The sequence below is a fragment of the Cupriavidus sp. genome, from assembly GCF_057315035.1.
Window position 1 is genome coordinate 586,649 of sequence record NZ_DBHKYV010000002.1, and the last position, 17,821, is coordinate 604,469.

General features: G+C 58.7%; 14 protein-coding genes and 4 pseudogenes. 8 read left to right on the top strand and 10 right to left on the bottom strand.

The genetic code is table 11. From position 1 onward, the window contains the following. Window positions 1-107: 107 nt before the first annotated feature. Complete coding sequence (locus ACO550_RS06270) at window positions 108-1,091, bottom strand: DUF1852 domain-containing protein (RefSeq protein WP_315594983.1); 984 nt, start codon at window positions 1,089-1,091, stop codon at window positions 108-110. Between the two features lie 45 nt (window positions 1,092-1,136). Then, window positions 1,137-1,718 carry an FMN reductase gene (gene msuE, locus ACO550_RS06275; protein ID WP_315594984.1) on the bottom strand — a complete coding sequence of 194 codons (582 nt, stop codon included), beginning with the start codon at window positions 1,716-1,718 and terminating at the stop codon, window positions 1,137-1,139. 107 nt (window positions 1,719-1,825) lie between these two features. Here msuE and ACO550_RS06280 point away from each other — a divergent pair, with 107 nt between their 5' ends. From ACO550_RS06280 to ACO550_RS06290, 3 genes and pseudogenes are all read left to right on the top strand, one after another. After that, complete coding sequence (locus ACO550_RS06280) at window positions 1,826-2,749, top strand: LysR family transcriptional regulator (RefSeq protein WP_315594985.1); 924 nt, start codon at window positions 1,826-1,828, stop codon at window positions 2,747-2,749. After that, a pseudogene (locus ACO550_RS06285) lies at window positions 2,746-3,393 on the top strand (epoxyqueuosine reductase QueH). Before ACO550_RS06280 ends, ACO550_RS06285 begins: the two are co-directional and overlap by 4 nt. Before the next feature lie 476 nt (window positions 3,394-3,869). Beyond that, on the top strand, window positions 3,870-4,385 hold the full coding sequence (locus ACO550_RS06290; RefSeq protein ID WP_315594986.1) for a hypothetical protein: 516 nt from the start codon (window positions 3,870-3,872) through the stop codon (window positions 4,383-4,385). A gap of 109 nt (window positions 4,386-4,494) precedes the next feature. Here the strand turns inward: ACO550_RS06290 and ACO550_RS06295 are convergent. The 3 genes and pseudogenes from ACO550_RS06295 to ACO550_RS06305 all read right to left on the bottom strand — a co-directional run. After that, window positions 4,495-4,581, bottom strand: a pseudogene (locus tag ACO550_RS06295) (IS200/IS605 family transposase); the annotation flags it as partial. Between the two features lie 52 nt (window positions 4,582-4,633). Beyond that, a complete protein-coding gene (locus tag ACO550_RS06300; RefSeq protein WP_315594987.1) occupies window positions 4,634-5,857 on the bottom strand; it encodes a type II toxin-antitoxin system HipA family toxin in 1,224 nt (407 codons plus the stop codon). Further along, window positions 5,854-6,294 (bottom strand): helix-turn-helix domain-containing protein, encoded by a 441-nt coding sequence (locus tag ACO550_RS06305; RefSeq protein ID WP_315594988.1) that lies wholly within the window; start codon window positions 6,292-6,294, stop codon window positions 5,854-5,856. The genes ACO550_RS06300 and ACO550_RS06305 overlap by 4 nt, the downstream gene beginning before the upstream one ends. Before the next feature lie 311 nt (window positions 6,295-6,605). Here ACO550_RS06305 and ACO550_RS06310 point away from each other — a divergent pair, with 311 nt between their 5' ends. Both ACO550_RS06310 and ACO550_RS06315 read left to right on the top strand, forming a co-directional pair. After that, window positions 6,606-6,962, top strand: coding sequence for a hypothetical protein (locus tag ACO550_RS06310; RefSeq protein ID WP_315594989.1), 357 nt, complete (start codon window positions 6,606-6,608; stop codon window positions 6,960-6,962). Further along, window positions 6,959-8,371 (top strand): HipA domain-containing protein, encoded by a 1,413-nt coding sequence (locus tag ACO550_RS06315; RefSeq protein WP_315594990.1) that lies wholly within the window; start codon window positions 6,959-6,961, stop codon window positions 8,369-8,371. Before ACO550_RS06310 ends, ACO550_RS06315 begins: the two co-directional genes overlap by 4 nt. Before the next feature lie 151 nt (window positions 8,372-8,522). Here ACO550_RS06315 and ACO550_RS06320 read toward each other — a convergent pair whose 3' ends face one another. Together ACO550_RS06320 and ACO550_RS06325 are read right to left on the bottom strand one after the other, a co-directional pair. Beyond that, the gene (locus tag ACO550_RS06320; RefSeq protein WP_315594991.1) at window positions 8,523-8,945 is read right to left on the bottom strand and encodes an HU family DNA-binding protein; all 423 of its coding nucleotides are present in this window, start codon (window positions 8,943-8,945) and stop codon (window positions 8,523-8,525) included. Window positions 8,946-9,353: 408 nt separating this feature from the next. After that, window positions 9,354-10,090: pseudogene (locus ACO550_RS06325) on the bottom strand (type IV toxin-antitoxin system AbiEi family antitoxin domain-containing protein). 285 nt (window positions 10,091-10,375) lie between these two features. Between ACO550_RS06325 and ACO550_RS06330 the strand changes: the two are divergent. Beyond that, window positions 10,376-10,666: a HipA domain-containing protein gene (locus ACO550_RS06330; protein ID WP_315594992.1), complete on the top strand. Its 291-nt coding sequence runs from the start codon at window positions 10,376-10,378 to the stop codon at window positions 10,664-10,666. 338 nt (window positions 10,667-11,004) lie between these two features. Here ACO550_RS06330 and ACO550_RS06335 read toward each other — a convergent pair. The 3 genes and pseudogenes from ACO550_RS06335 to ACO550_RS06345 form a co-directional block, all read right to left on the bottom strand. Further along, window positions 11,005-11,211 (bottom strand): annotated as a pseudogene (locus tag ACO550_RS06335) (ATP-binding protein); the annotation flags it as partial. A 147-nt stretch (window positions 11,212-11,358) separates the two neighbouring features. Continuing rightward, window positions 11,359-11,880, bottom strand: a complete 522-nt coding sequence (gene phaP / locus ACO550_RS06340; protein WP_315594993.1) for a TIGR01841 family phasin — start codon at window positions 11,878-11,880, stop codon at window positions 11,359-11,361. A 1,335-nt stretch (window positions 11,881-13,215) separates the two neighbouring features. Beyond that, window positions 13,216-13,707 (bottom strand): glycine zipper domain-containing protein, encoded by a 492-nt coding sequence (locus tag ACO550_RS06345; protein ID WP_315594994.1) that lies wholly within the window; start codon window positions 13,705-13,707, stop codon window positions 13,216-13,218. Between the two features lie 442 nt (window positions 13,708-14,149). Here ACO550_RS06345 and ACO550_RS06350 point away from each other — a divergent pair, with 442 nt between their 5' ends. Next, the gene (locus ACO550_RS06350; RefSeq protein ID WP_315594995.1) at window positions 14,150-15,235 is read left to right on the top strand and encodes a glycosyltransferase; all 1,086 of its coding nucleotides are present in this window, start codon (window positions 14,150-14,152) and stop codon (window positions 15,233-15,235) included. Between the two features lie 17 nt (window positions 15,236-15,252). Next, entirely contained in the window at window positions 15,253-17,457 is a 2,205-nt protein-coding gene (locus ACO550_RS06355; RefSeq protein WP_315594996.1) for an amylo-alpha-1,6-glucosidase, read from the top strand. Window positions 17,458-17,821: the final 364 nt, after the last annotated feature.

A 17,821-nucleotide genomic window follows, 5' to 3' on the forward strand; every position in this document is an offset into this window, starting at 1 on the left:
GACAGGACTGCAGGCAGCGCCGATGCGAGTGACGCTAGACAGCGATACGCGCTCCGGCGAGCTTGGTCAACGAGATGCCGGAAGAATGGCCTATGTATCTTGGCCAGTTAGAGCGCGAAATCGGCAGCCCATTGTTCAAGGACGCTCTTGTATGGCTTGATGAAGTGCTCCTCCGCAAATTTCCCCTGCTTGACAGCCAGCTGACTGCGTTCTTCCCTGTCATAGACGATCTGCGTCAACGAGTAATCCTGGTTCTTCAGGCTCGGTTGATAGAGTTTCCCTGCTGCAGAATTAGCGTTGTAAATTTCGGGACGATAAATCTTCTGAAAGGTTTCCATGGTGCTGATGGTGCCGATCAACTCGAGATTCGTGTAGTCGCCCAGCAGGTCGCCGTGAAAGTAGAAAGCCAAGGGTGCAACGCCATTCGGAGGCATGAAAAATCGAACCTGCATCCCCATTTTTGCGAAATACTGGTCGGTTGAGGACAGTTCATTCTGTTGGTACTCGGCACCCAGTACGGGGTGCTGGTTCCCGGTCCGCCGATAGGTCTTGCTGGTCGAGGCGCTTATGCAGATGACAGGCGGCTTGCTGAAGCGCTCCTTGTAAGTAATCGAGTTGGCAAATTGCTGGAACAGCTTTCCATGCAAGTCGCCAAAATTGTCTGGGGTGCTGAATTCCGCGCGATGGACGTTGTACTCCGGAAGCAAGACGCTGAAGTCGTAATCGCGCACGTAGGAGGAAAAATTGTTCCCCGCGATGCCGTCGATGCGTTTGTTCGCTGTCTTGTCGAGAATGCTGGTTTTCAGTATCTCGATCAACGGAAATACATCATTGCGGCTCTTGGTATCAATATTCATCTCGACAGAGATGATCTCGAGTTCAACGGAGTAGCGATCTCCCGTCGGGTTGTCCCAATGCGCCAAGTCATTGAAGCGATTGTCAATCATCCTCAGCGTGTTGCGCAGGTTCTGTTGCCGACTCCTTCCCCGAGCCAAGTTGGCAAAGTTGGTGGTTATGCGGGTGCTGTCCGATGGGTGATAGTTTTCATCGAAACAAATGCTCTTGAGGTTAAAGCTAAGTTCTTGGTTCATTGTGATCTAGTGACCTAATTTCTGAGAGAAAAGCCGATTCCTGTTTCAGGCCACAACCACTTCATCGACCAGAGAGGGCCTGGCGCGGTGCGTCAATTCGACCAGCGGCAATGCCCGTTGAACCGCCAGTCTTGCCCGCTCAATCAGGGCCTCGTCCCGCAGGCGGTAATCCACGAAATCCTCGTCGGTCGCGTAGACGCCCAGCGGCAATGTGCGTGCTTGGAAAAAGCTGAACAGCGGCCGCAACTGGTGGTCGATCACCAGGGCGTGGCGCTCGCTGCCGCCGGTGGCTGCCAACAAGACGGGTTTGTCGATCAAGGCGTCCTGGTCAATGAAGTCGAAGAAGTGCTTGAACAGCCCTGCGTAGGAGCCGCGGTAGACCGGTGTTGCCACCACCACGACGTCCGCTTGCTCGACCGCTGCAAGTTCCCGCTCCACCGTATTGGGTAGTTGGGATCGCCAGACTGCGCCGGCAAGCTGCGGTGCGAGCTTGCCCAGTTCGACCAGGCGTTGTTGGCACGGGACTTCGTCGGCGATCAGATCCAGCAGGTGCTCTGCCAGGGCTGCGGCCTTGGAGGGGCGTTGCAGCCCGCCGGAAACCGCTACTACTCGAAGTGAACGTGTCATGTTTGCTTTCATATGGCTGCATCTAACAATGGGAATGCATGGTATTGATGTGTATCAATGAAGTAAAATGGTCTTATTTCACAAATCCATGAATGGGAATCATGTGAATGCTTGAGCGCATCCATCTCAGCATCGTTCAGCAGGTCGAGAAGCAAGGGTCGTTGACGGCCGCCGCAGGCGTACTGAACCTGACCCAGTCGGCCCTGAGCCACAGCATGAAGAAACTAGAACAGCAGCTGGGCACCGACATCTGGCTGCGCGAAGGCCGAAGCCTGCGCCTGACGCAGGCGGGCCAATACCTGCTGGCGGTGGCGAACCGGGTGCTGCCGCAACTGGACCTGGCCGAAGAGCGCCTGGGCCAATTCGCGCAGGGCGAGCGCGGCGCGCTGCGCATCGGCATGGAATGCCATCCTTGCTACCAATGGCTGCTCAAAGTGGTTTCGCCCTATCTGGCCGCATGGCCCGACGTGGATGTGGACGTCAAGCAGAAGTTTCAGTTCGGGGGGATCGGTGCGCTGTTCGGCTACGAGATCGACCTGCTGGTCACGCCCGACCCGCTGTTCAAGCCGGGGCTGAAGTTCGAACCCGTATTCGACTACGAGCAGGTGCTTGTCGTGGCCAAGGGCCATGCCCTGGCTTCGGCGGCCTATGTGAAACCCCAGCAGATGACCCGGGAAGTGCTCATCAGCTACCCGGTGGACATCGAGCGTCTGGACATATACAGCCAGTTTCTGTTGCCGGCCGGTGTGACGCCCAGGCGCCACAAAGCCATCGAAACCACCGACATCATGCTGCAGATGGTGGCCAGCGGCCGCGGCGTGGCCGCCCTGCCGCGCTGGCTGGTCGAGGAATACGCGGCCAAGATGGACGTGGTGCCCGTGCGGCTGGGCGCGCGCGGCATCGCCAAGCAAATCTTTCTGGGCGCACGCGAAGCGGACACCGCCATTGACTACGTGCGAGCCTTCATTGAACTGGCCCGCCAGCCTGCACTCGCCACCAACACTGACATTGCCCAAGGAGCCAAGGGATGAAGCTCGCCGTCGAACGCAAACCGCTTCCGCTGCCCGGCGGCCACGACAAGGTGCTGCTGCATTCGTGCTGCGCGTCCTGCTCAGGCGAGGTCATGGAGGCCATGCTGGCCTCTGGCATCGACTAGACCATCTTTTTCTACAGCTCCAACATCCCTCCACTCAAGGAATACGAACTGCGCAAGAACGAGAATATCCGCTTCGCCGAGCAGTTCGGCATTCCGTTCATCGACGCAGACTACGACCGGGACAACTGGTTCGAGCGCGCCAAGGGCATGGAGCACGAGCCCGAGCGCGGCATCCGCTGCACCATGTGCTTTGACATGCATTTCGAGCGCACGGCGCTGTATGCGCATGAGCACGGCTTGGGCATCTCGCGCTGGAAGAACAGGCAGCAGATCAACGACTGCGGCGTGCGTGCAGCGGCCAATTACCCCGGCCTGATGTACTGGGAATACAACTGGCGCAAGGGTGGCGGCTCCGCGCGGATGATCGAGAGCAGCAAGCGCGAGAACTTCTACCAGCAGGAATACTGCGGCTGCATCTACTCGCTGCGCGACACGAACCAGCACCGGGTGGAGAGCGGCCGTGAACGCATCCATCTGGGCGTGACGGTCTACGGCGACGAACAGCCGTCAAAAGACTGATATGCCTTGCCGGGTGATCGACGCCGCCCCTGGGCTTCCAGAACGTGTTCCATGGCTTCCAGCCGAGGTGTTCGTTGGGGACGCCGCAGCAGCGGACGGCGTCGCTTCCGTACAGTCCGCTCGAGCCGGGAGATCCGGAGGCCATCTATGTGTCCCCTACGATCCGGCTCTTGTCGATGCTGACTGAGAGAAATCCAGCCCCCCTTAATCTACAGTCCGCCATATTCGGTGTATTAGCCAGGGTACACGGCGGCACGGAGCCCCACTGAGATGCACCACCTCAATCGCATTCGAGCGCAGGGCGACCGCTGGCAGCACAATGTTGAGCGGCACCAGCCGTAGCTCTCGCGTCCGTGCAAGCGGACTTGGGCGGGGCGTCGGTGGCTCGCCTGGCGATGGGCGGGTGGGCGACGTCGCGGTGGGCGCCGCCAAGTGGCCGCACACATGACTTCAATCAGGCGAACCGGAGAGCGAAAATGCGCCTTTTTGTAAAAAGGTGGATGGGGGCGGGGGCGATCCTGCTGCTCGTGGCCTGTACCATCCTGCAACCGGTACAGACGGCTCACACAATGATCGGTCTGCCGCAGAGCGCGGTACGCGATGCGTTTGGCGTTCCAATGGAGACGTATCAGCTCGCCAATGGGGATAGCCGCTGGATCTACTCCAAACAGCCGTTCGGCTATTTCGTATATGCCGCGGATTTCGATGGGGCCAGCAATTTGAAGAGCTTTCGCCAAATGCTGACGGAGAAGGAGATCGGCGAGGCTCGCCCGGGCGTTTGGACCAAGAGGGACGTCGCAGAACGATTCGGCATGCCGCGCGAGCCTGTTCAGTACTATTCACGAATGAAGCGCGAGGCGTGGTCATACAGGATGTACGCTGACGGACATCTGCCGGCTCACTTCAGTACCTATTTTGATGACCAGGGTATTCTGGAGCGAACAATGATCATTGTTGATCTGCTTGGTGGCGATAACGACCGCAGTAAATGAGAGGCCTCCCGAATCCGCGAGGTTCTGCGCCATTTTTCTTGACCCGTGCGCGGCAAGCCTCGGCCTTTCAGGAAGGATAGCGGGGACGCCGTAGGCGTACTTTGGGTGGTCAGTGTGGCGTTTTCTGCTGTTCAATGTATTGGCCGATGACTTCGATGGGCGCACCACCGCAGCTACCGGCAAAGTAGGACGGCGTGACCCTCGATGGTCAGCCGCCAGCGCCGACGCCGAGCATTCGGCTGATTGGGCTATGTTTTACCAGATGATGATGGCACAGGCAGTGCCCCCTCGATGATCTTCAAGGCGTGCTCAAGCGCTTTGCGCGGCGGGCATTTTGGGCACTCATCCAAGGTCGTCGCCATGCTCTGCAATGCGATCTCGCGACACTGTGCTTGCATTTGAACGACGTCAACATTGTGGCAATGACTGAGAGAGGCGAGGCGCTCCAGCTCAAGCTGATCCAGCCATTTTTCCGTACCCCGCGGGTCGGTCTTTTGCATCGCCAGCGCGGGCATCTCTTGCGGAAACCATACCTGGGTGGTGAGTACGTCGTACACGGGGGAGAGCCGCGGGCGCATGACATCGTCATAGACCAAACCAAAGTTTTTTAGATGTGCATCGCCGTTGCGTAGTGCGTCGTTCATCATGACCAGTTTCAGCATGGCCACGAGATCTGTCGCCTGGTCGTCTGGATGTACGAAGAAGCGGATCATCTCAAACAGGTGTTCAATCGATCCGTTATATTTCCCACTACGAAACAAGCCCGACAGCGCACATGCATCTTCGAATCCGCGACGTGATCCGTCAGGGGCGATATCAAATCGGCTCATCGTCAGTGACGTGCGATCCGGGCTTAATTCAATCGCAGGAACGTCTAGTCCCGCTGCCGAGCATGCTTTCAAGCATGCATACTCAACCAAACTCGCGCCAACATAATGGGGCGAGTCGAATTTAACGATGGAGCCGTGCGCGGCGACAGTCCCGGGGCGAGTCTTTTCCGTCTGAAATGTCGACATCTTGGGCATGACGCCAGACACGCCGAACATCTCCGGAGATGACTTCAGAATTTCGATGAGCCGCTGTGCCGCACCCTCAGTTCTGGCGGCATCCAAAATGTTTTGTTGAAGTGTGGCGTCTAGGTCCAGCGGGCCGCCGAAGGTAGTGCGGCCGATAGTGTGACGACCGACAAGACGGAGCAGCGACATATCGTTATCAACGTCGATATGCTTGGCGAAGCGGGTTCTAATGGCTTCCAGCACGATGCCTTCGGGCAGGGATATCTGAAAGGGTGGGGGCACCCCGTTGAAACCAAGATACTCTTCTGCTGGCGCGCTCGGCGGCATCAGTAACGAGACTGTCATTTGATCCGGGACATCCGGAAGGTAACGGAAATCAATCAGGCCTGTCTCGATGTCTTCACTGAGCAAGCCGACGGGATAGTCCGAAACGAAAACCTCGAGTTCGCTACTCATTGAGATACTTTGTGCAAGAGATTCGTCTGGAGCATTGCCTGGCGCTCCCGCTCCGCTCGCATCATTTCCCTGAGCGTGGGGCGACGCCTTACGTTGCTTTCCGGGTAGGAAACTGGGGCGGTAAAGGACGCCGATCCCACGCGCTGCCGGCTGGGTAATTTCGCCTGGAGCATTGCCTGGCGCTCCCGCTCCGCTCGCATCATTTCTCTGAGCATGGGGCGGCGTGGTGGCGTGATGATCGCCGGGTCTGGTTGAGGGTTAAGGTTCACGCCGACCGCAGCCGCCATCAGGAGCAGATTTAACGTCGAGACGCTTTGGCCGCTCTCGATTGCAATGACGGTTGCCCGAGACACGCCCACTTTCTGGGCGATGTCGGATTGCTTGCTACCTTGTCGCTCGCGCGCGGAGCGCAAGGCTTCCCCGATTTTGCGGCGCATTGCGTCCGCTTTATCCTGTAGCTCTCGTCGATGGTCCATTTGCCCCCTTAACCGGGTTGGATTCAGCAAATCTGATGTCAACAATAATTGACAATTATAGTCCATGTCGATTTTTTTTGACTTCCGAAGCTGAGTTCGCAATTCGAGGCAGGGGGCGGCCCTAGAAACTAGTGTGCTCATCCCGCATGCAAAAAAGATACTAAAGTAGTATTTTGAGTGAAAAAAAGATATGTTAGTAGTATCTATTGTTGATCTGACCCAAGAATGATACTAAGGTAGTATCAAACTCATCAGTGATACTTTAGTAGCCTATGAAGTCGCTCCAAGAGATCTCCAATTTGCTTCACGAGCGGGAGGCCCAGCGAGAGTATGGGAAACTCAAGCTGGCAAGTGATTCAGGAATCACGTATCGAACCCTGAATCACGTGTTGACTGGGGCGCAAGACTATAAGGTCTCCACCCTGCTGGCCGTCGCCGACCGCCTCGGGCTCGAGCTAAAGCTCGTCCCGAAAGAAGCATCATCACTTTTTGCTGACTCCCTATCGGAGCCCGCCCGTGCTCCAACACGCGTGAGCGGAGCGTTGCGCCGCCTGCGTGAAGCCCAAGAGCGTGAACGCAGTACTGCCAACGTCGCCACGGCACAAAAGAAGACGAAGACCAAGCGATGAAACTTAGAACTCTCGGCATCTTCTTGGGCGCGCGGCGTGTCGGGTTGCTTTTCAAGTTTGGGGACACCCAACCGATCATTCGCTTTGTCGCCGATGACGCGTTTGCCAATCTAGGGCCTTTCGCCCCGACGCTCTCCCTGTCGATGGAGGCCGAGACGCCAGAAGAGCAAAAAGCAGTCTGGGCCACTGTCACGGACGAAGTCTTCAACGGCGCCTATTCCGTCAAGTCGCAAAGCTGGTTGCTGCCCGCCTTTTTCCAAGGATTGCTGCCGGAAGGTGTCTTCAGGGATCGAATCGCCGAGATCCGAGGGTGTGAACCGACCGACCATTTCGAAATGCTCGCGGCCACGGGACGCGATTTGCCTGGCAACGTCTACGCGACACCTGTCGAACTGTCGAAGGACGAGGTCACTCACTTAGTTACGCAAGACAACGACAGTTTGGAAATGTCCGTCATCGAGGAACCGATGGTTGAAGGTGTCTCGGTCAGTGGCGTGCAGCCCAAACTCGGTGTCCTGGAACAGAACGGTCGATACGTTGGCCGAACAAAGAATCAGGATACCCACATCATTGCAAAGCTTCCTGTCGTGGGCAATCCTCAACTTCCGGAGCTGGAGGATGTGTCGCTGCGTCTCGCTCAGGCGGCGGGGGTAAGGGTTTGTGAGGCAAAACTGGCGCCTCTTGAGCTGCTAGCGGTGGAGCATGGCTATGACCTCGGGGATGAGGCGACGAAAAAGACAAATTTTCTGGTCGTTACCCGCTTTGATCGCTCACCAACTGGTCGTTTCCATGTTGAGGATTTCGGCCAGATTCTCGGTGTGCAACCAGAACGAAAGTACGAAGGGAGCTATCTCGAGATCGCCGCCGTGATGATGGGCGAGCCCTCCCTGGGGGAGTCGGCGATTCATGAACTCCTGCGGCGCATCACCGTGAACGAGCTCCTGGGGAACCCCGATATGCACCTAAAGAACATTGGGGTGATCTATCGGGACGGAAAGACTCCCGAGCTTTCGCCGGCCTACGACATTGTCGGGTACAGCGCCTACTCAAAGCGAAGCGGTCACGCGCTCTACATTGTTCCGCCAGATATGCTCGAAGTGTCGGGCCATGATGCCGACCGGCGACAGACCAAGCAACGCCTCGGCCCGAACATTGTGCGCAGCTTCTGCCGGATCCTAGATATTGTCGAAAAGCCCGCCGCGGCAGCGATCCAGGAGACCATCAACGCGGCGCTCAAGGCGTGGCCAGCGATGATCGAAGCGTCGTTGCTGACAGAAAGGTCCAAGGCGAACCTGCTGGCCAATTTTGAGGCGCATCCAATGGTGGTGTCCGCCCGAAAGCGGCATCATGCGCGAAATAAGCTTGGCACTTCTACGCGCCTCCCGCCACACGTCCTCCCAGGAAGATGAATGAACTCTCCCGCCGCTAAGCGGCTTGCGACGCTGTAGCGGGGGTTTCGTAGGAGAGCGCCTGAGGCCGGCGCTTGGTCAGATCGAACTAGGAAAAGCAAAAAGGCCCGACAAAAATTTGTCGGGCCTTCTCGTTTGGCGCTACTGAAAATTACAGCGCGGCGTCCTTCAGCTTCTTCAGCGGGCGAACCTTTACCTTCACCGATGCCGGCTTGGCTGCGAACCACTGGTCCACGCCAGTGAAGGGGTTCTTACCAAAGCGCTTCTTGGTCGCCGGCACCTGGATGGCCGAAACCTTGAACAGGCCAGGCAGCGTGAATTCGCCGGCGCCCTTCTTGTGGATGGCGCTGACGATCGTGGTCTCAAGATGTGACAGCACGGTCTGCACCGTTTTCTTGTCGAGTTCAGTCTGAGCGATCAGGTGGGCCAACAGGCTCGACTTGTTGAACGTGTCCTTTAGCGGCTTGGCCACCGGGGTCGCCGCCGCCTTCTTGGCGGCTGGCGCAGCCTTCTTCGCCGGTGCCGCTGCCTTCTTTGCCGTAGTCTTCGTCGCGGCCGTCTTCTTCGTTGCCATGTGGCTCCTGTTACCGAGGTTGCCGGCACCATCGCCGGATCCGGCGGAGGATGCCAAATTGTCACCCGCCATGCAATAGGTGGCTGCGAGAAGTGTCAGACGACCTCGATGGTGGCCAGCATTCGGTGGACGGTTGGGTTGCTCGACTGCCCTCGCCGTAGCGATACCGCCGCCGGCGAGATGCCCTGCAGGAGCGTGCGGCGAGAGTATGTGCTCGCAGATTTTGCGGGCTCGTGTCGTCGGCCTCGTAGCCAATGGTGTCGAACGCTTACTGGACGATTTTGTCCAGGCTCATGTCGATGATCGAGGGGCGTGATACCAATGCAGAGCTGGATACTCTCCGATGCGGACGTGCATCGCCAGGTGTGGGAATCCTCTGCCTTTAGGCTGCTTTAGGCATGGGGGACGTCAAGGCTTTAGTGTGATACGCGTGTCATTCATCTTGTTGGACCACCGCTTACCCTGGCTGCGCTGATCGACATACTGTTGAAGGTCTTTGCCCCAGTCAAATCCGCTATCCTCACCAAGCGTTCTCGCCAGCTTGAGCACTTTGATTCGTGTGCAGTGCTGCATGAACATGTGGAGGACGGGCGCACGGAGGCTGCGCATGGTTACGAGGATGTTCTGGACCTCTTCGAGCGTTTGGCCCTTGCCCACGTCGCTCACGAGCTCGAGGAATGCCCGTTCTGGAACCGATACAAGTACGGATGGATTCCCGTTCGGGATGGGTTTGAGGCCTTCACCATATTGGAACGATTCGTCGAAAAAATTGGTCGTCTGGTAGGAGTACAGGAGATCAGGAGATGCTGGCCGACCCAATCAGGAAACCTGTAGGGGGCCTCTCCCCACAGGACGACCTTCTGGCGAAGGGCGATGTTTTGGCGAACCCCTTGCCAGTCAAGCGCAGTCTTCCCGCCAACATGCAGGCCCGTTATCCGCCGGCTCAAGAACGCCAGGATCCCGTCCCGGGTTGGCCGGTCGCCCCGTAGCAGATAGGCACCTTTCCCCAGCCGTTCGAGCCAGGCTGCGCTGACGAGATGACTGAGGGAACGTTCAGACACCCCCATCTCGCGGAGCATCTCTGTGTCCATCGGTTGGCCGCGTGGCGCTTGGGCCATCAGATTGTGAAGTGGCTGATTACGCATTTGAACTGTTCGCGTTATTTTCTTGTGGAAACCCTCTGCAAAAAGAATGTTACTGTAAAAAATAACGCAAGGTGGAGCTTTGCCCAACTCCTGGCCTGGTGGGTCCTTTTACGCGTCGCCGCCACGAGCTTTCAAAGGGCCACGATTCCGCTGCGCGCACTGGCCCGGTGGATCGAGCGGGTTCGCGTCTTCGGTCGCCCGATGCCGGCCTGCACAATGCCACGGTCAGCCTGAGCGCGGGCAAATGGTCCGTCTCGATTCAGACCGAGTGCGAGTCGGGCGGAGATGTATGAACAGCTCGGTGAGGGGCGCAACTACGGTCGCATTGAATTTGCGTACTCTCTTATGGCCAAGGCGGCGGGCATCACGATGTCGGAATGCCACCTCCTAGAAGAAGACCGCGCACACTTTATGACTAGGCGATTCGACCGCGCTGGCAATGAGCGCCATCACATGCAAACCCTCCGCGCGATGGCGCATCTCGACTTCAACCAATTCGCGTACATCACTGGGGCTGGGTGGCGTCGAACTGGAGGAAACGCTTCGGCGGATGAACAAATTGTGCGGCAATACTAGATCAAAAAATGCGATTAACCGCCAGGCGATCTCATCATCAGAACTGGCGTCGCCGCGCGACGCGTTGCCCTCGTAAATGCGATAGCAGCACATTGCGCTGGCAGCTCAGCTTTGTATATTGGCTTCGAGCATGGCTGTTACGCCTGATTACGGCTGCAGAGATAGACACGCCTATCCCGGCTGGCGAGGGGCAGCGCCGGCAAATGAGATAGCAGTCTCTTCTCGGCCCATTAGACGTCGCTCGTCAGCACCTTCGCAAGGACATTCAGACGTAGCCCCGCAAGCGGCGCCCTGGAGGACGGAAGCTGCTTCCTGGCCGTAATCTTCGTTCAGGGCCGCTACACGCGACGCGGCAGACGCACCGCAAACGCCGTCTCCACCTGGTCTGACCGAGCGTCGATGGCCCCGCGATGTGCCCTAGCAATTTCGCTCGCGATATACAGGCCGAGCCCGAGGCCGTCCGCGTTCTTGTCTTCCTGATCAGGGCCTCTGCTCAGGGGCTCAAACATCCGCTCCAGCGTCAGTTGGTCAATGGCGGGGCCGCTAATTTGAGTCCTCAGCAAGATTAGGGCCCGCTACCTCCCAAGGGGCTTTTTTGGGTGGCCTTGCGGACTGGCAGGCTGTCGCTTTTCCTTATGACGACGGCATATAACAGGGAAGCGTTGACCGGCGCCGCTCGCGCACTTCTGCACCTAGTGCTTGGTGTTCCGAGCGGCGCGTTCGGCTGTCGCATTGGATCGTGCGGCTGAACCCCCTTCCGCAACTTCCGTTGCGCGTCTGGCCGATTGCTGCATGGTTTCGAAAAAATTAGCACCCGCGCTTAGGGCAGATTGCCACGGCGACAACGCAGCCTCTGAGTCCATCGGCACGCCTGTCGCATTGTCGGTGGCTTCTTCCATCTTGCGCTTGCTCTCCTCGATCTGTGCATCGGCGGCTTCGGCGAAATCGCCCTGGGCGGCCGCGGCAAGTTCAAATAGCTCGCGTTGATATGCTTGCGCCTTGTCGACGGCTAATCGGGACAAGCTGGCATGGAGGGAGAGCAACTCGCCCGAATCTTTGGCCGCCGCCGCCTTGCGCGTGGCTTCCTGAATGTTCTCCCAGTTCGATTTCATGGTCCGCAGATTCAGCTCGATCAACCTCTGCAGACCCCTAGTGGCCAGAACGCAAAAGATATTCTGTGCTGCCCGCATCTGCTCGGTGGGTGAGGAAGGCATGTGAAGCTCCTGAACTGAGTCCGGTGCAAAGCGCGGGACGGGTTGGGAATCGTCAATGTGGCTTTGCTAGCGGAAGACACGCAGCCGATGTGAGGTAGCCTCGGGAGTGGCAGCCCCCTTTGAAACGGCCCATTTTGAGTCAGGCGTGAGCTCGTATCCGGGAGCCATGCTGCTCGAGTTGCAACTACGTTGGGAAGCATGCATCAAATTCGATGACAGAAATATTATCAAGACGCGCGCAGGCGTCGGCGGGGAGGGCAACGCTGAATTCTTTGCGCTACAGCACCATGCCGACGAAGCGAAATACGAGGGTGCGCACCTCTCTCGGAACGGGATACTCAGAAACATGCGAGGGGAGTGCTTCCATATAAACTTTCCGCCGCACCTCGCAACTGAGCACGCCGCTTTTCTCTCGCCGAATCAGCGTCTCTCACTGAATCAGCCTGGTGCGTGCCACGTGAACGTGCAGAAAAATAGCTCGGACGACTAGCGCGAAAACAAGGACTGCTTCTATCAGCATCTTGATTTCCTCCGGCAAGATCCAACGTTTTCTGTAGTCTATGCGCAATTAGGCATTGCCCATCAAAAAGGTAATTTGTCTTGCGATCAGCTCTAGCCCTCCCGTTGTGATCGCTGCGTTTTTTCGACGGCAATGGGGATTGCCAGGTTCATTACCCTTCATCGAAATGGCCTGCGGGCGCTCTTCGTCCACGCGGGAACACCGTGGGAACAGATCCCGCTATTCGTCCTTCAATGGAAGGCCACGAGACCAATCCGCAGATGTAAAAATGATCGATAATATGCACCTCGTGGGTCTCCGTGCACCGGCGATCTTGTCCGACATCCTGGTCCACGGTATTGCATGTTGGACGCGCCAAAACCCGAGGCAATCTAGCGATTCGGGCAAGCTCACGAAAAGGTTGAGTTGCTGATTCACGATCGCGAGGCCAGATTCAAGAGCGTAATTCCTTTGGTCATCACCCCCAGCCAGCCAGACAGCGTGCGACCGGCATGGGCGGGGCGTCCGGTGTCGGCTGAAGCGGTGCCATCCTCGCGCCCCATGTCATCGGTCTACTGGTAAGCATGTCCCCGCGCAATGTCAGGGCCTCCTATGATCGCCGTGCTGGCAATACTCCTGGTAGACCATAAGTCGGCATCGGTCATCGACAGTAGGTCGGCGCAGGCCCGCAGTAGGCCGAACAGGCGGTTATGCTGCGTACCCAGCACCGCAGATCCTGACGGACCCGCCGGCGAGTGACCTCGCCGAATGCGATCAGGGGGCGCCGGGGAGCCACAGGTCAATCGAATCGATCTTTCGTCGATCAACTCTTTGCCTTAACGTCGATGCAAACTGCCAACGCCTATCGCCCCTAGCAACATACCCATCCCCACGGCGATCCCCAATGAGCGGAAGGGATTGGCATGAACGTACGTGTCTGCACGTTCTCGTCTGGTTTCCCACTCCTGCTTGACGCTGCCCGTCACGCGCCTGGCAACTTCCGCCGATTTGGCGACGAGTTCGAGGCGGGGGCTGTGAGACTTTTCCGCGAGTTCGAGAAATTCCTTCTTCGCCTTGGTACGCTCGTCACCAAACAGGCCAGGCAGGCGCTCCAAAAGTTTGTCAAGCGCCTCCGAAAGGCCCTGCGACCCGATGTTCTCCCTAGAAGCCGACACGTCGTCCGCGCCGTGACGTGCGGGCGTGTGCGTCGAAGCCAGTTCGCCCTCTCTCTTCCACGGCTTCCCCGGCTCCACCGGTTCCCCGGACACCTTTCCGGCGCTCGTTCCCAGGCCACTGCCAAGCGTATGTTCCGTTTCCACGTTTTCCATGATGCTCCTCCATTTGAACAAATCAGAAAATTTGGGCGAACTGGACGGGATTGACGTCCTTGCGCGAAGGCGGACCCTTACACGCTGACGACAGTCGTCGCAGCTTTCATGCCCAACATCGTCTGATGTTTAGGCCAGGCGACGCCGCACGCGTTACAGTCCGATTCGCCGAAGAAGCGCCTTTTTCCGCTTTACAAAAGCTGGAGTTTTTTGGTGCCGGGATTGCTTTCACGCTCCCGGCCATCCATGTTTCCGCTGACCCCCCACGTGGCAAGCATGCGTGCGGGAGGGCAGTCTGGGCTCGGCACGCCCTTTGCGTCGCCGCCAATGGGCGAGGCGAGCAATCATCTCTTGCGATCATCGTGATCTCTGCTGCGTGGGGGGTTCTCCTGGCCGTACGCGGAGATCGTTCCATTGTCAGTCGGATCGGGAGCACTCGAAGATGAAAATCGCACAGATTGCGCCACTTCAGGAGTGCTGCCCCCCACGGGAGTACGGTGGTACTGAGCGTGTGGTCGCTTACCTCACCGATGAACTGGTTCGATTGGGTCACGATGTGACGCTGTTTGCAAGCGGTGATTCATCGACACCCGCCCGGCTTGTCAGTTGCGTCGACCGGGCGATACGGTCGGATCCCCGTGTCCGGGACCCATTACCCTACTATCTGATGATGCTGGATGAGGTGCGCCGGCGAGCCGAAACGTTCGACGTGCTGCACTTTCATACGGATCTGCTGCACTTTCCCCTCATCAGGAGCTTTTCCCACCGCACGGTGACCACGCTGCATGGCCGGCTAGACCTGCCTGACCTCAAGACCTTCTATGCGGCGTTCGCTGACGTGCCGCTCGTGTCCATTTCGATTGAACAACGCCGCCCTATGCCGCCAGTCTCATGGCTGGGTAATGTCTACCATGGGTTGCCCGAAAACCTGCTGCCGTTCAATGCGGTGCCTCATGGCGGCTATCTGGCATTCCTAGGCAGGATCTCCCCGGAGAAACGTCCAGACCATGCCATTGAGATCGCGGTGCGCGCCGGAATGCCGCTAAAGATTGCCGCGAAGGTTGACCGCGTTGACCAGGCATACTGGGACACGACAATCGCACCACTGATCGAGCGTCACCCGAATGTCGAGTACATCGGCGAGATTGGTGAGCGCGAGAAAGCGCGTTTCCTTGGCGACGCGATCGCACTGCTGTTTCCTGTCGACTGGCCGGAGCCATTCGGGCTCGTCATGATTGAATCGATGGCATGTGGCACGCCTGTCATCGCCTTCCGGCGCGGTTCGGTGCCGGAAGTCGTGGATGACGGAGTAACCGGATCCATTGTGGATTCGGTGGATGAGGCGGTCGCTGCTGTCCGCCACATCGGCGCGATGGATCGCGCTGGCGTACGTCGTGCCTTCAATCGGCGCTTCACCTCGGAACGCATGGCATACGATTATCTTGTGCTCTACAACTGCAGCAAGTACGAGCCGGTGCAGGCCAACCGCGTGGCGCTGCCGCCCCCCGACTTGCACGTCGCTGCCTAAATCTGCAGGGGGAACGAATGCTAGATACTCCGGAAGACGGGGGCGGGCAGACGCCCGAAGCGGTTCCGGCTGCTCCCATTATCGTTGCGGCCTCGCGCTCTCTGCGGGAGAACCGACCCCGGACGCTCAAGCACGGCGATATCTTTGGCGTCTTCGACCAGCACGGCGACGCGATCGCCGGCATAGGCGGTTCGGACGGGCTTTACTACCGGGATACGCGTCACTTGTCGCACTTCTATCTGACGTTCGGAGGCTGGCGTCCGATCCTGCTCAGTTCCGTGCTGCGGGACGACAACGCCGCGCTCACCTTCGATCTGACCAACCCCGACCTTTTCGATGCCGGCGGGCGGCTGGTGATGGCCCATGATCTCATTCACCTGCGGCGCTCGCGCTTCCTGTGGGACGATACCTGCTACGAACGCCTGGCCGTGAGGAACTATGACGACAAGCCTCGTCTCATCAGACTTGAACTGGCCTTTGCCGCTGATTTTGCCGATTTGTTCGAGGTGCGAGGTGCCCGTCGCCTGAAGCGCGGCTCAAGTCATCCGACTGCGCTATGCAGCGGTGGGGCCACACTGTCCTACACGGGACTGGATGGTCAAGCGCGCTCCACACAGCTTTGCTTTGATCCGTCACCCACAAGTCTGACGAACGACGAGGCGGTCTTCGAACTGGAGTTGGCCCCTCTGAAAACCCATTTGCTTTATATCGAGGTCTGCTGTGCCCGTGCGCGACAGGACGGTCGTTCACCGCGTCGGGCGTTTCCCACGGCGCTGCGCGCCGCCCGGCGCTCCCTGCAGGCGCAATCGGCAGGCGCCGCCACGGTAACCACCTCCAACGAGATCTTTAACGAGGCGGCGGGCCGCAGCATGTCCGATCTCTATATGCTGAGCACCCGGACGCAGTACGGCGCCTATCCTTATGCCGGGATACCGTGGTTCAGCACCTTCTTTGGCCGCGATGCATTGATCACCGCGCTCGAAACCCTATGGCTGGACCCAAGCATCGCACGGGGGGTGCTCCGCTATCTCGCCGCCAATCAGGCCACCGCCGTGGAGCCTGCGGCGGATGCTGAACCGGGGAAGATCCTCCATGAAAGCCGCCAGGGGGAAATGGCCATCCTGGGCGAAGTGCCGTTCCGACGCTACTACGGAAGTGTCGACTCCACCCCGTTGTTCGTCATGCTCGCGGGAGCCTATTGGGACCGGACCCATGACATCGCGACGATGCAGGCGCTTTGGCCCCATATAGAAGCCGCACTGCACTGGATCGACCATTACGGGGATCGGGACGGCGATGGCTTTTTTGAGTATGGACGGCATACCGCCGAGGGGCTGCTCAACCAGGGTTGGAAGGATAGCCGTGATTCGATCTTCCATGCAGACGGCGCGCTTGCGCACGGCCCCATCGCACTCGTGGAAATGCAGGCCTATGTCTACGGCGCCTGGATGGCGGCCGCCCGCATTGGACACCACCTGGGTCATGGCGCGCTGGCCGCGACATTGGACAGCAAGGCGCAGGATCTGCGCGCGCGCTTTGATCGGGTCTTCTTTGATCCCGCACTCGGAACCTACGCATTGGCGCTGGATGGCGACAAGCGGCCCTGCCGAGTGCGAACGTCCAATGCAGGCCACGCGCTCTATACCGGCATCGCGCTGCCAGAACGCGCCGCGCTCGTTGCGGCCACGCTCATGACAAGCGCTTCATTCTCCGGGTGGGGGTTGCGCACAGTGGCCTCCACGGAGGCGCGCTACAACCCCATGAGCTACCACAATGGCTCGGTGTGGCCGCACGATAACGCTATTGTCGCGGCGGGGCTGGCACGCTACGGGCTGCGCGATGCAGCACTGCGTATCTTCGAGGGTCTCTTTGCGGCCGCCACACATATCGACTTGCGGCGCCTGCCAGAGCTTTTCTGTGGTTTCGTGCGCCGCCGTAACCGCGGTCCCACGCTTTATCCGGTGGCCTGCAGTCCGCAAGCCTGGGCCGCGGCTACGCCCCTTTCATTGTTGCAGTCATGCCTGAGCCTGGATTTTGACCTCGCGGCCGGCGAGATCATCTTTCGGCACCCCTGCCTCCCTGCCTTCATAGACGAAGTGGCGCTGCAGGGCCTGACACTCGGGAACCATTCGGCTGACGTCCTGCTTCAGCGTGCGGGGGGCAACGTAGTGGTGAGTGTGTTGGGACGGCGCGGAAATGTGTTGATCACCACCACCAATTAAAGACTTTCCTGTCTATCCCGCCATCCATTGGCTTTGCGCTTTGCCGCAGGAGCGCGAAGCGACGGCAGCAGCGTTATCCATGCGTTGGCGCCAGCCGTGCATGGCAGCGACTGCAGCGCCGGCAAACACGGCAGCTGCACCGATGAAAAAACGCCATAGCGGCTTTACAACCCGATCTAAGAAAGTGGTCATGGCGCGCTCCTGTCTTGTTGCACGGTGCTTAGCAAGGAACGCGCGGGAGAGGATTGCGAACTGGAGAGCCGCGACCTCCGGCGCTTGGTTCCGACTGCGTACAGGGTATGCACTTTCATGCCTCGGCAACTCAACGTATCGCACATTCCCGCCGGAAATCGTCATGGACAAG

What these genes read in the sequence shown, in the direction of transcription:
- ACO550_RS06270 (WP_315594983.1), bottom strand. Translation starts at nt 1,091, where the DNA reads ATGAACCAAGAACTTAGCTTTAACCTCAAGAGCATTTGTTTCGATGAA.
- msuE (WP_315594984.1), bottom strand. Translation starts at nt 1,718, where the DNA reads ATGACACGTTCACTTCGAGTAGTAGCGGTTTCCGGCGGGCTGCAACGC.
- ACO550_RS06280 (WP_315594985.1), top strand. Translation starts at nt 1,826, where the DNA reads ATGCTTGAGCGCATCCATCTCAGCATCGTTCAGCAGGTCGAGAAGCAA.
- ACO550_RS06290 (WP_315594986.1), top strand. Translation starts at nt 3,870, where the DNA reads ATGCGCCTTTTTGTAAAAAGGTGGATGGGGGCGGGGGCGATCCTGCTG.
- ACO550_RS06300 (WP_315594987.1), bottom strand. Translation starts at nt 5,857, where the DNA reads ATGAGTAGCGAACTCGAGGTTTTCGTTTCGGACTATCCCGTCGGCTTG.
- ACO550_RS06305 (WP_315594988.1), bottom strand. Translation starts at nt 6,294, where the DNA reads ATGCGCCGCAAAATCGGGGAAGCCTTGCGCTCCGCGCGCGAGCGACAA.
- ACO550_RS06310 (WP_315594989.1), top strand. Translation starts at nt 6,606, where the DNA reads ATGAAGTCGCTCCAAGAGATCTCCAATTTGCTTCACGAGCGGGAGGCC.
- ACO550_RS06315 (WP_315594990.1), top strand. Translation starts at nt 6,959, where the DNA reads ATGAAACTTAGAACTCTCGGCATCTTCTTGGGCGCGCGGCGTGTCGGG.
- ACO550_RS06320 (WP_315594991.1), bottom strand. Translation starts at nt 8,945, where the DNA reads ATGGCAACGAAGAAGACGGCCGCGACGAAGACTACGGCAAAGAAGGCA.
- ACO550_RS06330 (WP_315594992.1), top strand. Translation starts at nt 10,376, where the DNA reads ATGTATGAACAGCTCGGTGAGGGGCGCAACTACGGTCGCATTGAATTT.
- phaP (WP_315594993.1), bottom strand. Translation starts at nt 11,880, where the DNA reads ATGCCTTCCTCACCCACCGAGCAGATGCGGGCAGCACAGAATATCTTT.
- ACO550_RS06345 (WP_315594994.1), bottom strand. Translation starts at nt 13,707, where the DNA reads ATGGAAAACGTGGAAACGGAACATACGCTTGGCAGTGGCCTGGGAACG.
- ACO550_RS06350 (WP_315594995.1), top strand. Translation starts at nt 14,150, where the DNA reads ATGAAAATCGCACAGATTGCGCCACTTCAGGAGTGCTGCCCCCCACGG.
- ACO550_RS06355 (WP_315594996.1), top strand. Translation starts at nt 15,253, where the DNA reads ATGCTAGATACTCCGGAAGACGGGGGCGGGCAGACGCCCGAAGCGGTT.